Origin of the sequence: Acinetobacter schindleri, from assembly GCF_010918895.1 — a bacterium.
GTDB classification, from domain to species: Bacteria; Pseudomonadota; Gammaproteobacteria; order Pseudomonadales; family Moraxellaceae; genus Acinetobacter; species Acinetobacter schindleri.
This window is the reverse complement of sequence record NZ_CP044483.1, coordinates 1056770-1071959: the sequence shown is the minus strand read 5'-3', so window position 1 is coordinate 1071959 and position 15190 is coordinate 1056770. Positions and strand designations below refer to the sequence as shown.

The window sequence follows — 15190 nt, the reverse complement described above, 5'->3', positions numbered from 1 at the left end:
AACACAATGAATCAATTTAATAATTTAATTGCTAAAGCAGCCAATGGCACTGAAATCCTGGTTTCTCTTATCCCATTAAATAAACAGCAAAATACCCGCCAAGGCTTTAAATGGGTCGAAGTTGGCAAGAAAGTTCTTTTACAGTCAGGTCTTGAAGTTGACTTAAATATGGACGGTCGGTCTTTCTATGCTCAAAGTAATGAGCTATTTAAGTTTAAAGAGAGAATCATGTAATCTTTTACTTGCATTAAAAAAAGATGCATTTGAATCCTGATCTATTTTTAATCAAAGATAGCGATAAAATTTATTTTTTTATGAGGAAGTGTCTTATAGATGACTTCCTTTTTTTATATTTTGAATTTTAATTTATTCTGAGTCAGAACTTCATTAATGACTACTCTGTTTATTAAAAAAAAACATCTTCTATATAAGATCTATTTCATAAATCAAAAAATGATCGTTATATTCATATTTAAATGGATATTGAAAGTTCCTTCTCCCTTTAGGATGAGAAGTATTACTTCGCAAGAGGATAAGGGAGATTTCTTAGATATAACCTCTCCTTTGCACAGCAATGCTGCTCATCTCCTACAAGGAGAGAGGAATTTCATTTTAATGATTAAAAAATAATTTATGAAAGAACTCTATAGGATGTTTCCTATAGATATTAAGTGTGAAATAAAATAGTTCTAAGCTTAAATAAGCTAGCAAACTCCATTAAAAGGGATAGAGAAATCTCTCTACCCTTTTAGCCCCGCTATTTTAAAAATCATATTTCGCCATGATTTCTATACGGTTATCATTTCCTGTTCTACCTTCAACAGTCTCGCGTTCACCATAGACATATTCCATACCCAACGTAACGGGTTTAATCGGGTTATACATGACATTTAACCAGCCTTGCTGTAAATGATTATTACTGTTGGCGTTGTTATCATCATAAATTACAGAGCCATAGCCCAAAGTACTTCTGATTTGAGGAGTAAATTTATAGGTTGCACCCAATGTAAAAGCATCAAAATCAATGAGATCTATATCATTGCCACGCTGTACATAACGTTTGTTATCAGAAGTTGCTAATAAAAATTTATTATCTCCAGAGATATGCGAGTAATTAGCATTCAAAATAAGTTGATTATCTGGCTTATAATTTACCCCTAGACCAATCCCCCAACCTAGCTCTGTCTCATCATCCAGATCACGTACTCGTACTTCTTGTAAAAGTCCTCGTGCAGTGACTAAACCGGTGCCTTCCGCAAATTTATGACTCAATTTTGCCGTAGCTGCAGGTAACCTGTTTTCGTCATTACCTTTTTCTAATCCAACAAAATACTGTGTATTGGCATTTAGTTGATCTGTATACCGCACCATTGGAGTACGTGTCGTTCCTCCACCGAGTGGAGTATTGAAATCGAGCATTTCTGGTGAGGTTTCGGTCGACAAGAAGGTCGACGTAGTTTGACCGATTAACCAGTTGTTATAAGTCATGTAGACATGACGTAATCTGACCGTATCCTTATCTGTACCGCCACGGAAATCGATTTCAACTTTAGCGCCGACATCAGCATTCTGAAATGGCGACTTAAAATCCAAACCAATGCGGGTGGTTGTTAATGTCGAATCCAAACGATCTTCAGTAGATTTCTTATTGACATCTCCTTCTAGCGCTACGCTATTGATGCTATTAAACATGCCTTTTGCGCCTTCGATTTGATAAGCAGCATCAGCACGAATAAAGCCATAGAGCTTAATTTCTGCACCAGATTTTGATAACCACTTATTTACTGCTGGTGTTTTTTGTTCCTGCTGAAAATCTCTGCTTGTCCCTGAGATTTGTTGGGCCTGTAATATTTGTCTGAGCTCAGCAACCTCTGACTTCAATTTCTCAATTTCTGTAAGCGCTGTTTGATCAGCATATGCTGTGGAAATAACCGTACTACCAATAAATATAAAAGCTAAATTATAAAATTTCATATTAATCCTTTAAAAGTGAATCCAATTTCATCCAACACATTAAAAATCAGTTTTTTGTTTTATCCTCCATATAGTTCTAGATACTTGTTTTTCACAATTTCACTTTTATATTTTTGCTTAATAAAATTAATCGCATGCTTAGACTTGGAAAGTGCATACAGACATACGCTTTCGGTTTGATGTTTCACTCCTGCAATCGCTTCATAATCCAGAGAAATGGCCAATCTGCATAAATTTTCAGGTTGTTCGTCAAGGTATTTAATAGAGGTTGGATTTTGCCGAATGGCATGAATGATTAATTTTTCATTGGTATTCTTTAAAAATTTGATAAATGATGAATCTTTTTGGATCACATCTAACCAGACAGTTTCATGGCATTCTGTGACATATTGAATAACGTAAGGTTTTTTCTTAAGCGCAAGTCTTAAAATATGCTCGCTTTGATCATGAATATATTGAATTGCTTCTGGCTTTGATTTAACAGCTTCTTCATAAATTAAATCAGTGGTCCGAGGAATATATTGCAATGTATTTCCATCAGCTCGAACTGCTAATAGACATATTTCCTGAGTTTTATCGTGCACATACTTAATTGCATAAGGATTGTTAAAGACAGCTGTTTTACACAGGAATTCATTTTGTTGTTGAATAAATTTAAGAGCAAAACCATTTTGTCTAACTGCAGTTAAACACATCTCTGCTGTTGGATTATCAATATAGCGAATCGCTAATCCTTCATTTTCTAAAGCTTTTAGACATATTCGATGAGTTTTATTTTTGACATATTTGAGCGTATCACCACAGTTTGAAACAGCGAGTAAGCACATTTCATCATTTTGCACTTGTACGTACTTAAGCGCTCTAGGATTAGTTTTAACCGCCACTGTACACAACTGGATATCCTGATGAGGGATATATTTTAAAAGCAAGCCATCATGCTGTAGCTGATACAGCCAATCTTTATATGAAATCCGTATATACACGTCACTATTCATCAGTGATCCATCTCCTGAGATTTATTCATAGATTTAAAAAGAAGTTGCAGGCTACGTTGATAAAAAAAACGAGTAGTTAAAATCACAAAAATCAGGCGTGAAAGCTGAAAAGCCACTACAATCGGCACAGCCAGTCCCAAGGCTTTCGCCATTAAGGACATTTCAGCAATTCCACCGGGAGATAGCCCTAGAATCAGAATCTGAGTATCGGCATGGCTTAAGCGAATCAATAGCAAGGCAAAAATAATAGACAATGCCAATGCCAATAAATTGAATAAAACAGTCAATCCGATAAATTTTTTACTGTTTTTTAAGAAACTAAATGGAAATTTGCTGCCTAACGACCAGCCAATACAGAGTTGCCCAAAGGCAATAAACCACTCTGGAAAGCGAAATTGTAAAATGCCAAAAAAAGACAAAAGACCAATGATCGTCAGTGGACCTAAAATCCAAGCATTAAGAAAATTAAAATATTGAAAGATTTTGCCTGTAAATAAAGCCAGTAAAAAAAGCAGCAGAACCTGATCAAATCCATAACGTTCAGTATCCTGCACGATCAGATCAGACCATTCAACCTGAAAATACAGTCCCATAAAAATTGGTATAAGCACTACCAAAATCACAATCCGCAGACTATGTGCAGCCACCACTTTATCGACCTGGGCATTGTATTGCTCGGCAATATTAACCATTTCACTGGCACTGCCAATTGCTGAAGAAAACCATGCAGTGGCCCAGTCCAGTTTATTGATCCGATATTGCAGCACTGCCAACATGGTACCCAGCACCAGCGACCACAGAATACCGAGCAGAATGAAGCCCCAATACGCAGAAATGGCTTGTACCAAGGCTGGGGTAAAATATAGACCGAGTGCCATACCAATAATAATCTGCCCTCCTTTACGCCAGTGAGAATGGCAGGACAATGGCTTTCCAACACTTCCCATGAATAATGCAGCCAGCAACGGCCCGAGTAGCCATGGCAAAGGAATATGCAGATATTTCGCGAGTATTGCCCCAAGCAGAGCAATGGCCAATCCTTTGGCATTTAACATTATTGTTTTCATAATCCTAAGCAATAATGATCAGCACAAACTGATCATTATTATTGTCTAGTTAAGCTTGATGCTTTTTGATGAACAGGTATTTACGTACTACTGGAAGAATCAGTAACAATGCTGACATCAACCAAAGTCCCATGCTGATATTACTGCTCCACAAGATGCTGAGTTCACCTTGAGAAATAGATAACGCACGACGTAGATTCGACTCCATTAACTCGCCTAAAACAAAGCCAAGAATTAGCGGTGCCAATGGGAAGTCAAATTTTCTTAATACATAACCCGCTACACCTAAGCCCATGCATAGCAATAGGTCGAAGATATTGGAGTGAATGGCGTAAACACCAACAAAGCTCACTGTCGCAATAATCGGAATCAGAATGTAGCTTGGCACACTTAACATACGGGCAAAGAAGCCAACCAATGGAAGGTTTAAGACCAGCAGAATAATGTTACCGATCATTAGAGATGCGATCAGTGCCCACACCAATGTTGGCTGTTCACTAAATAATTGTGGGCCAGGGGTAATGTTATACATCATTAACGCACCCATCATGACCGCAGTTGTTCCTGAACCAGGTACACCTAAAGTCAGCATTGGTACAAATGAACCACAAGCTGCTGCATTGTTAGCGCTTTCTGGCGCTGCCAGACCACGTAAATCCCCTTTACCAAACTGACTGTTGTCACGTGCCATTTTACGTTCAGTGGTATAGGCCATCGCACTTGCTACAGTTGCACCTGCGCCTGGTAAAATTCCAGAGAAGAATCCGATCAGAGAGCCACGAATAATGGTAGCCAATGCGCTAAAGAATTCTTTGACGTTAAATAATGAGCGTTTACCTTGTTTCAGCACAACTTTGCCAATCGTAGTACGTTCTAGCATCAATAAAATTTCGCTAACACTAAATAGGCCGATCACCAAAGTAGTAAAGGCGATACCATCACTAAGACCAACACTATCAAAAGTAAAGCGATATACACCGGTAATGGCATCCATCCCAACGGTTGATAGCGCTAAGCCCATCAGCGCCATGATTAGGGTTTTAAATGGCTGCGTACTCACCAGACCAGTTAAGCAGACAATGGCAAACACCATCAATGCAAAGTATTCTGCTGGTCCAAAGGCAATCGCCCATTTCGCCAATAACGGTGCAAACAATACGATTCCAATAAAAGCAATCGTACTCCCAATAAACGAACTAACGGAGGACAGTGATAATGCAATGCCTGCTTTACCTTGCTGTGCTAGCGGATAGCCATCCAGGGTGGTCATAATCGCGCCAGCATCACCCGGTACGTTGAGTAGAATTGCAGAAATACGACCACCATATTCACAACCTAAGTAAACTGCTGCCAAGAGAATTAAAGCACTGTCTACAGGTAAGCCGAGCGCATAAGCAAACGGTAACAGGATGGCTACACCATTGATTGGTCCTAAGCCCGGTAATAGACCGACAATCGTACCAATAAATGCACCGATAAAAGCAATAAGAAGATTTTGTGGTTGTAAGGCAACTTCAAATCCCATCATTAAAAAATTTAATATATCCATATCGTTGTCATCCTTAACCGAAGAATCCGAGTGGTAATGGCACGTCTAGTACACGGTCAAACAGGTAGTAGGTACACATACTGAGAACCAGACCTGTGATTGCCACTGGAATGGTTTTGCCATTAAAAAGCTTGCCCACTGCAATGGTCATGAGTAAGGTCGCAACGATAAAGCCGAACCCTTCAAAAATAACTGCATACACGGTCAAGGCCAGTACACACAGCACTAGCTTGCCCAGCAAATGCTTGGTCCATCCCAGTTCAACCGGTTCAAACATGATGGCTGGACGTACGGTCAGATAGACTGCACTTGCTGTAATTAAGCCCATTAGTAAAATTGGAAAGGCTTTGGGTCCTACTGGATCGTAGGAAATTGGAGCTTCAAAACTGCAAGCATAGATCAGTAAAAATAATCCGCAGACCGCAATGATGCCCGTAAGAATACGTTCAGATTTCATCATCTACCCTCAAAACAAAAACTGAGCTGAAAATGGTTTTCAACTCAGTTCTTTTGTTATTTTGACAATTTATATTCTTCAGATAACTGACGCATTTCCGCAGTCTGCTTATAGACATAAGCAGTCAGTTCTTCACCGGTCAACTCGAATGGCAACAAGTCTTGATTTTCACGTACTGCATCGAACTTCTGGTTAGCCATCATTTGATCAAAAGCATTTTTCCACCAGTTAAAGGCTTCATCACTGACTTTTGGACCCATATAGAAGCCACGAATTACAGGCCATTCCAGATCATAGCCCTGCTCTTTTGCAGTTGGTAGCTGAGAGAATTTACCTTCTAAACGTTTGTCAGAGAAAACAGCCAGAATTCGGATATTACCTGCTTCGAGGTGAGCGCCTACTTCACTGACATTCCCCACACCCACCTGAATATGTTGACCAAGCAGCGAAGTCAGGACTTCACCACCACCTTCAAGTGCCACAAAGCTCATATCAGCAGGGTTCACACCAGCTTTCTTCGCCAGAATGGCAGTTTGCATCCAGTCCTGGCCGCCTACACTACCTGCCCCCCCAAAGCTGATTGCTTTTGGATTTTTTTGCAGGGCTTTCATTAAGTCGTCCAGCGTTTTTAATGGTGAATCTTTATGTACAGAAACCAGACCATAATCTACGGCCACACCAGACAGCCATTTCACGTCTTTTTCAGTAAAATTACCGAATTTCCCTTGTGCCAGGTTCAAAAGTGAACCAGTAGAAAATGCAATCACCGCGTTATTATTTGCCGGATCGTTATTCACAATCTTGTTATACGCGACTGCTCCGACACCGCCCGGCATATAAGTCACACGCATCGGGTCTTTTAGGGTTTCAGTCTGTTTAAAACCTGACTGAATAAGCTTACAGGTCATGTCAAAACCACCACCTGGTTTGGCTGGAGCAATACATTCAGGGCGCTTTGGCTGACCAGGATCTTTAGATGCATTGCCAGTGCCGCATCCTACGACTGCTAAACTGGCGCATGCGACTGCAATTAATTTTAGATTTTTCATGATTGTTACTTCCTTATAACTTACTTGTTGTCCATTTAGGTTTTTAAATCTCTTACCTATAGCCATCATCGACCTCCATGGTCCTGTTCTGGTTTGGGTGTTTAAATCTTTACTTAGTTTTTGCACGATGTTTTGCAACACGCTCTTCGACTGCAAATTTTAATAAGGCCGCACTGCGGTAGAATCCATGGGCAAACTTGCCGAAAGGAATAGTCAGGAAGAAGGTCATTACGGTAGCCAAGTGGATAATCAGTAATAAAGCCATCGCTGAAGTATCACGGAAAGCCAATAAAGCCAGGCCAGTAATACTGATCAGCAGCAGTAAGAAGATAAAGCCGCGATCCATTGGTTTCTGTTTTGCATCACCATGCAAAGGATGACGTTTGATATTCAGATATAGAAGGCCAATTGGACCAATCACCAAACCTAAGCCACCTAGTGTTCCCAGAATGACAGGCAAGCTGGTGTAACCATACGGTGCCTGTAAACCTAAGAAGTAGTGATAAAGTGTCGCAACACTGGTCGCAGCGAAGCAAAGTAAGAAGCCATACATAGTGAAGTGATGGAAAATACGACGGATCTGGGTATAACGATCATCTTCTTCATTACAGCCTTTACCATGTCCACCATCCAGATATTTTAGCGTTAGTACATTTTTAGAGGCTTGTAGAATATCTGGTTGTGCCACACCTTCTGGAATAATTTTTGAAGTCTGTCTCCAGAATTTCGCAATCCCTAAACCGAGTAGAATGAATGCCACAATAAATACTGAGCCGAACAACACTGCCAAGAAGTTATGCGGAAAAATCGCATAGAAATTACCTTGGTAGCGACCGAATAAATCAGTACCATTTAGCCAAACACCACCCAACATGAGCAAGAAGAAAAGCACAGACATTGCAGAAACCAATGGAATACCGGTTTTCTTATAAATTGAGCCAAAAGAAGCAGGTACTGCAAATTCCTGATAGGTTTCCAGACGGACTTGCGCCATCGCTTGTGGAATATTCACACCAAATTCATGTGGCGGTGCATACTGACAGGCATGCAGACAGGCACCACAGTTATGGCAAAGATTAGCCATGTAGTGAATATCTGCCTGAGTGAACTCAAGACGTTTCGTCATGGCAGGGAATACAGCACAGAACGTTTCACAATAACGGCAGGCATTACAAATCTGCAAAGCCTGTTTTACTTGTTGTTCATTATCGGTTAGCTGCACTACAGGAATTAAAGTCTTTACATTTGCATTCATATTTTAAACTCCCTGCTTTAATGCAGCTTTTGCCGCATTTTTACCAGCAATACGTCCAAAGGTTGTGCCAATCGACATGCCTACACCTGCGGTATATCCTTGGCCCAACACATTCCCTGCCATCATTTCGCCTGCTACATACAAGTTGGGACTTGGTTTATTATTAAAACGTACTGCCGCATCGTCTTCGACTTTCAATCCTAGGTATGTGAAAGTAATCCCCGGACGTAATGCATAAGCATAAAATGGTGGCTGATCCAAAGGCACAGCCCAGTGAGTTTTAGCTGGTGTCAGGTTTTCGGTATGACAGTTGTCGAGAACAGTATGGTTGAATTCGCCTTTGACACAAGCCTGGTTATAGTCCGCGACGGTTTTAGATAGTGTTACAACATCTAGATTGAGTTTTTCAGCAAGCTCTTCAATCGTATTCGCTTTAGTGCCTTCAAATACAGGTGGCATGAAACGCCCCACTGATTTTGAATCAATAATCGAGTAGGCAATTTGGTTCGGTTGTTTGGCTACCAGGCGTCCCCAGATCGCATAACGTTTTGGCCAGAAGTCCTCGCCTTCATCATAAAAGCGTTCGGCATTTTTATTCACTACAATGCCTAAAGATACGCAATCAATTCGTGTACAAATGCCACCATCATAAAGCGGTGCACGTGCATCAACAGCAACACAGTGCGATTGTGATGGATCACCGATAATATCTGCACCTTGGTCTATCATGAATTTCAGCAAGTTACCTTGGTTGAAGCGTGTGCCACGAATAATGAAGTTATCTGCTGGCCATTCGCCATTTTCATTTTGGCCCCAGGCGTCACGTAACCACTTACGGTTCGACTCAAATCCACCCGCAGCAAGAACACAGGAAGCACCCTCAAAGCGTGTGCCATCTTCTGCAATCGCTGCAATAAATTCACCATTTTCAATGATCAGCTTGGTAATTTTAGTGTTATAGCGAATCTTAACACCGAGGTTTTGTGCACTTCTGAAATAGGCATTGACCAGGGCTTTTCCCCCACCCATAAAGAAGGCATTGGTTCGCGCTACGTGCAGAGCACCCGATAAAGGTGGCTGAAAATTTACGCCATGCTTACGCATCCAGTCACGACAGGTTGCAGTTGAACGAATAACGAGACGAGCCAGATGCTCATTAGTTTTACCAGCAGTAACTTTTAATAAATCCTGCCAGTATTCTTCTTCAGGATAGGCATCAATCAGCACGTCCTGAGGTGCATCATGCATACAACGTAAATTACGTGTGTGCTGTGAGTTTCCACCTCGCCATTCTTTGGGAGCTGCCTCCAAAAGCAATACTGAAGCACCCGCTTCTCGTGCAGTGAGTGCTGCACATAATGCGGCATTCCCACCGCCAATCACAATTACATCATGCATTCGATGTCTTCCCTTTCGAATTTGATGCAATTTAAGACTAAAAATAGGGATTTCAGTGATAGGCTGAATTTAAATAGGTGTTTAATAAAATTAAATAGGCTAAAAGTCTAATAGTTCTGCACCTGACCATAAACCTTTATTTATTAATTCCTTAACACAAATTTTTATTGCAACTTTGGTGGCAAGACTTGCTGGAGAAAGTTCTTCTTCTGAAATACTAATTAAATAGTTGATTCTGGCAAGTTCTGGTTCGACTACTTTCAACAAGCAAATATCAGATTTAAGATAATCGAAGTGAGCACTCACAGGCTGAATCGTGGCCATATTTAAGTGACTGACACAGTTCATCAGTAAATGCAGTCCATCGACCTCATAATCAACATCTAATAACTCTACTTTCTGGTCTAAGAACTTACGTAAACCATGTCTTTGGCTAGGTAAAACGAGTGGTAAACAGTCTACTCTTTCCAAATCAATTTGGCCGTTTTGAATACAATTTTCTAAATCATGTTGTTGTAATAAGGCTCTGTTAGCCATTAAAAACATTTGTTCTTTTAATAAAGGCTGAACAGACCAATTGGCATCTACGTCCTGTGTAAAAATAATAGCAATATCAAGTTGTCTTGAATTGACAAGATTGGTGAGGTTTCCAGATAAACTTTCCACTAAATGAATCTTGATATCCGGATAGCGTTCGGACATGAGTTGCATAAATGGTATGCCCAGTACAGATGCAATACTTGGTGAAAAGCCCACGCTTACATGACCTGTTAGACGAGAAGAATGCGCGGCCTCGATTGCATACTGTACATGACGTAATGATAATTGCGCTTGCTTGAAAAAAGCTAACCCTGCTGGAGTAGGTGTAACCCCGGTAGAAGTACGGCTTAATAGGCGGGTGCATAGTTCATCTTCCAGTTTAGCAATTTGCTGACTTAAAGCAGATGTCCCAACATCTAGTTTTTGTGCAGCTTTGCCCAGGCTTCCAGACTCTACAATTGTGATAAAGTATTTTAGCTGTTTTAATTCCACTCAGTTCCCTTAATACGTTTTAATAGCAATATGTTAGATAGATACAATATACGGTGTAAAGCTACTTAAGAGAATGATAAAAAAAGAAGTATTGAAGTTTTAGATATTCATCTTTTTTTACTAATGCTGTTTATTTTTTGATTGTGTAAAACTAATAAATAATTTAGGCATCTTTTTACGGTATATTTTTGTCAAGAAACAGGATGTACCGTAAAAAATACCGTAAAAACTTGCAGTATCCTAAAACGCCTTCGGACATTACCGGACAATAGACAGATATAAGTTATTAATTTTTAATAATATCAGGATTAAATAAGATGTGATCAAACAATAAAATGGTGCGCTCAGCGCGACAAGAATAAAGTTTTATCTTGTTGATTAATAAATATAAAAAATTAATTCTTAACAGCATATACCGTAAAAAATACCGTATAAATATTATCTATTTTATATCTTACTTATTGATTACCTCCCTGCATGAGTTTTTAGGCAATCGGAGCATCTATACAAGATCACAATCACTTGTAAACCTTCATAATAATACTGGGTAATAGTAAATAGTTCTTAATACAAATTGTGCAATTATACTATTTCCCTTTACAGGAACGTCTTTAATAGCACTCACTCTCCCATGCTTCACACTAGGCAGAATCCGTAATCTGCTCAAGATAGCAACAATAAAGAGGTTAAAACAATTTTTCACAAGTTGTATTTCTTAAAGAAACTAGTTACGCATCAGTAAATCATAAAAGCAGATTTTACCCCTCAATATTATAAATGGATCCAATTTATACTTTTATTGTACATTTTATATTGACTATTCGCATCAATAGTCATAAATTGGATCCAATTGATAAGGAGATCAGAATATGTTCATTAAAAATGCTTGGTATGTGGCAGCGCGTCCTGAAGAAGTTATCGAAAAGCCATTAGGTCGTCAGATCTGTGGTGAAAAGATGGTGTTTTATCGTGGTAAAGAAAATAAGGTCTATGCAGTAGAAGACTTCTGCCCACATCGCGGTGCTCCACTCTCTTTAGGCTTTGTAGAGGATGGCAATCTAGTTTGTGGTTATCACGGCTTAGTTATGGGCTGTGATGGCAAGACAGTTGCTATGCCTGGACAGCGTGTTCGTGGTTTTCCATGTAATAAGAGTTTCAGTGTTGTAGAGAAATTCGGTTTTATCTGGGTATGGCCAGGTGACCAATCACTTGCAAGTGAAGATCAGTTACCTGAACTTGAATGGGCAGATAATCCTGAATGGGCATATGGTGGTGGATTGTTCCACATCAATTGCGATTATCGTCTGATGATTGACAATCTAATGGATCTTACTCATGAAACTTATGTTCACTCAGCCAGTATTGGACAAAAAGAAATTGATGAAGCAGCACCTACTACTCGTATAGATGGGGATCATGTCATTACAGAACGCCATATGGAAAATATCTATGCACCTCCATTCTGGCAAATGGCATTAAGAGGCAACAATCTGGCTGATGATGTTCCGGTAGACCGCTGGCAGATCTGTCATTTCTTTGCGCCAAGTAATGTTCATATTGAAGTTGGCGTAGCACATGCAGGTAAAGGTGGCTATCAGGCAGCTGCCGAGCATAAAGTATCTTCTATTGTGGTGGACTTTATTACGCCTGAAACAGAAACCTCTCACTGGTATTTCTGGGGTATGGCCCGTCACTTCCAGCCAGAGAATGCGGAACTGACAGATCAGATCCGTGAAGGACAAGGCAAGATTTTCTCTGAAGATCTGGACATGCTGGAACAGCAACAACAAAACCTGCTCCGCTATCCTGACCGCAAGTTGCTGATGCTGAATATTGATGCAGGCGGAGTGCAAGCACGCAAAGTGATTGATCGTCTGATTAGCCAAGAACAGGTTAACGAGATTGCAGGCAAAGAGCAGATTCCGTCAGTCACGCTTGGTTAAATAGTTAAAGTTTTAGAACAGTATTTTGATTTTTTAAATTTTAGGAGCGGCACTCACATGGAAGTGACCATTCATCAGATCCATCAACACAATTCTCAAATAAATTCATTTGAGCTCATGAGTTGTAATGGGGAGCCTCTACCTCCTTTTAAAGCAGGTGCTCATATTGATGTACATATGGGCGAAGGCTTAATTCGCCAATACTCACTGGCGAATTGCAGTAGTGAGCAGCATCGCTACGTGATTGGTGTACTGAATGATCCCAACTCGCGTGGTGGCTCACGCTTTATGCATGAACAGTTACAGGTGGGACAACGCATTCAGATTAGTGAACCCCGTAACCTGTTTGAGTTGAATACAGAGCTTGAACATGCAGTCCTATGTGCAGGCGGGATTGGGATTACACCGATTCTGGCAATGGCCAAAGAGTTAAAACGACTGAACAAATCTTTCAAGCTGTTTTACTTTGTTAAAACTCGTTCGGCAGTGGCTTTTCATGAGGATCTCAATCTTCTCGGTGATTCAGTTCATCTGCACATTGATGATGAAGCCGCCACACATTGCAACTTACTAAGTGCGCTTGCTCAGTCTGACTTAGCACATCATGTTTATGTATGTGGTCCACAAGGTTTTATGGATTTCGTGATCCAGACTGCCCAACAGCAATCCTGGCCTGAGACGCATATTCATAAAGAACACTTTAGTGCACCAACAATTGATACTAGTGAAGATGGTAGTTTCAATATTAAAGTTCAAAAAACCGGCCAACTGATCCATGTTGCACAAGACCAAACAGCTGTACAAGCACTTGAAGCTGCTGGGGTAAGTATTCCTGTTTCTTGCGAACAGGGTATTTGTGGTACCTGCTTAGTGAAGGTAGTAGAGGGTGAAATTGACCACCGGGATATGTATTTAACTGAAGAAGAACAGGCGGCACAAGATCAATTTACTCCATGCTGCTCGCGTGCAAAATCTAAAATGCTAATTATTGATCTTTAAAAAATAAAAAACTGCTATCTCATTAAAAATAGCAGTTTAATCTTTCTCCACTTTCCGCCCTTCTGCACCCTCAGAAGGGATTTTTTTATTTAAAGAAAAGGCTTAAATTTAGGAATGCACATGTGAATTAAAAATAGAACGTATCATATCGCCCAGAGTGACTACATGGCTATGTTCACGCATCAGACTCTCTGCTCGTGCCGAATCACGATTTTTTAAAGCATTGAAAATGGCACAGTGTTGAATATGGGCATGATGCAGACGGCGAATTTCTGAGAGCGGATTATTTTTATCATAAGTTAAGGCTTGGGCAGAAGCCATGGGTAGCTGATTATTCTTACTCAGAGCCTGTACAATAGCGATATTATCTGAGCCTTGAATAATCGTATTATGAAAAATGGTATTGTAATAATGATAGATTTCAATATCTTCATTACTTAGTTCAGTTTTTTTAAATATTGGCTCTATTTGAATAATGCACTGCATTAACTGATCTTTTTGCTGCGTACTTAGCCCTTTTTCTGCCAATTTTTTTGCTGCCAGACCTTCAAGTACTCCTCGCACTTCAAGTGCATCCTGAATCAACTTGGGCGAAATTTCTCTAACTGTATAGCCTCGGGTTGGATTTTTTAATAATAATCCTTCTTGCTCAAGCAGTTTAAATGCCATACGCACCGGTTGACGTGAAACTCCAAGCATTTCTGCTGTTGGAATTTCAGCCATGCGAGCACCGCCCGGAATTTCACCTGAAATAATCATTTTTCTAAGTTCAATCAGTACTTGCTGACCTGATGACATGGACTTACTCATTTATAATATGTGTACTGATGCTACCGGGTGCATGAAAATAATTCAACAGAAGTCATGAAGATCCTATTCAGCTTATTAAGTTATTGCTTCCTCAAGAATAGACATTGAAAAGTAGCTAGACGAACTCAAATCCGACCTGATGATATAGAAAATTATCCTTCCTGAAAATGCTGTAAATTAATGGCCATGATTTCAAGATTATTCCTGATCAAAAAGGCCAGATTAATATCCACGCCTTTTAGCATCGTTTGTTCCAGTTCCTGAACGACTGCCCGACACTCGCTTAATTTATTTAACCCTGCTTGAGTGACATTGACAAGAATACGACGACCATGAGATGGGTCCGATTCCTTACTAATCCAGCCGCTACTTAATAAATCCTGTAGAATTTTATTAGTCGATTGGGGTTTGATAAAAGAACGCTCCGCCAGTTTGGCATTGGAGAGATTTCCTTTTGCTGCGAGTACTGACAATGCCGTGAACTGAGGCAAAGTAATATCTAAAGGCTTTAGGCGTTCATTCAGTAATTTACTGATAATACGATCAACACGAGCTATCATATAGCTCAGGGTTGGCAGTTGATTTAACTGATGTTCCATAATACTTAATTCAACCTTAAATTCTAACCATTAAAAAGTATGGCCAATTTGGCCATACTTAAG

General features: G+C 40.0%; 14 protein-coding genes. 3 read left to right on the top strand and 11 right to left on the bottom strand.

Annotated elements, in window-relative coordinates:
* Window positions 1–6 precede the first annotated feature (6 nt).
* On the top strand, window positions 7–234 hold the full coding sequence (locus FSC11_RS05225; RefSeq protein WP_004815297.1) for a hypothetical protein: 228 nt from the start codon (window positions 7–9) through the stop codon (window positions 232–234).
* 528 nt (window positions 235–762) lie between these two features.
* On the opposite strand, the gene FSC11_RS05220 is transcribed toward FSC11_RS05225, so the two are convergent.
* The 9 genes from FSC11_RS05220 to FSC11_RS05180 all read right to left on the bottom strand — a co-directional run bounded on the left by FSC11_RS05220 (window position 763) and on the right by FSC11_RS05180 (window position 10776).
* Window positions 763–1974 (bottom strand): DcaP family trimeric outer membrane transporter, encoded by a 1212-nt coding sequence (locus tag FSC11_RS05220; RefSeq protein ID WP_163165573.1) that lies wholly within the window; start codon window positions 1972–1974, stop codon window positions 763–765.
* A 59-nt stretch (window positions 1975–2033) separates the two neighbouring features.
* Window positions 2034–2969 (bottom strand): DUF4116 domain-containing protein, encoded by a 936-nt coding sequence (locus FSC11_RS05215; protein ID WP_163165571.1) that lies wholly within the window; start codon window positions 2967–2969, stop codon window positions 2034–2036.
* Window positions 2969–4036 (bottom strand): AbrB family transcriptional regulator, encoded by a 1068-nt coding sequence (locus FSC11_RS05210; protein WP_163165569.1) that lies wholly within the window; start codon window positions 4034–4036, stop codon window positions 2969–2971. Before FSC11_RS05210 ends, FSC11_RS05215 begins: the two co-directional genes overlap by 1 nt.
* A gap of 49 nt (window positions 4037–4085) precedes the next feature.
* Complete coding sequence (locus FSC11_RS05205) at window positions 4086–5585, bottom strand: tripartite tricarboxylate transporter permease (RefSeq protein ID WP_004892411.1); 1500 nt, start codon at window positions 5583–5585, stop codon at window positions 4086–4088.
* 13 nt (window positions 5586–5598) lie between these two features.
* Window positions 5599–6045, bottom strand: coding sequence for a tripartite tricarboxylate transporter TctB family protein (locus FSC11_RS05200; RefSeq protein ID WP_100222411.1), 447 nt, complete (start codon window positions 6043–6045; stop codon window positions 5599–5601).
* A gap of 53 nt (window positions 6046–6098) precedes the next feature.
* The gene (locus FSC11_RS05195) at window positions 6099–7157 is read right to left on the bottom strand and encodes a Bug family tripartite tricarboxylate transporter substrate binding protein (RefSeq protein WP_004892406.1); all 1059 of its coding nucleotides are present in this window, start codon (window positions 7155–7157) and stop codon (window positions 6099–6101) included.
* Between the two features lie 43 nt (window positions 7158–7200).
* Entirely contained in the window at window positions 7201–8346 is a 1146-nt protein-coding gene (gene tcuB, locus FSC11_RS05190; RefSeq protein ID WP_163165567.1) for a tricarballylate utilization 4Fe-4S protein TcuB, read from the bottom strand.
* A 3-nt stretch (window positions 8347–8349) separates the two neighbouring features.
* Window positions 8350–9744, bottom strand: a complete 1395-nt coding sequence (gene tcuA / locus FSC11_RS05185) for an FAD-dependent tricarballylate dehydrogenase TcuA (protein ID WP_163165565.1) — start codon at window positions 9742–9744, stop codon at window positions 8350–8352.
* Between the two features lie 99 nt (window positions 9745–9843).
* Window positions 9844–10776, bottom strand: a complete 933-nt coding sequence (locus FSC11_RS05180; protein ID WP_163165563.1) for a LysR family transcriptional regulator — start codon at window positions 10774–10776, stop codon at window positions 9844–9846.
* Between the two features lie 869 nt (window positions 10777–11645).
* Here FSC11_RS05180 and FSC11_RS05175 point away from each other — a divergent pair.
* On the top strand, window positions 11646–12719 hold the full coding sequence (locus FSC11_RS05175; RefSeq protein WP_075168017.1) for an aromatic ring-hydroxylating dioxygenase subunit alpha: 1074 nt from the start codon (window positions 11646–11648) through the stop codon (window positions 12717–12719).
* 57 nt (window positions 12720–12776) lie between these two features.
* A complete protein-coding gene (locus FSC11_RS05170; RefSeq protein WP_163165561.1) occupies window positions 12777–13718 on the top strand; it encodes a PDR/VanB family oxidoreductase in 942 nt (313 codons plus the stop codon).
* A 108-nt stretch (window positions 13719–13826) separates the two neighbouring features.
* Here the strand turns inward: FSC11_RS05170 and FSC11_RS05165 are convergent, their stop codons facing one another.
* A complete protein-coding gene (locus tag FSC11_RS05165; protein WP_127801141.1) occupies window positions 13827–14516 on the bottom strand; it encodes a GntR family transcriptional regulator in 690 nt (229 codons plus the stop codon).
* A gap of 164 nt (window positions 14517–14680) precedes the next feature.
* Window positions 14681–15127: a MarR family winged helix-turn-helix transcriptional regulator gene (locus FSC11_RS05160; protein ID WP_004892388.1), complete on the bottom strand. Its 447-nt coding sequence runs from the start codon at window positions 15125–15127 to the stop codon at window positions 14681–14683.
* Window positions 15128–15190 lie beyond the last annotated feature (63 nt).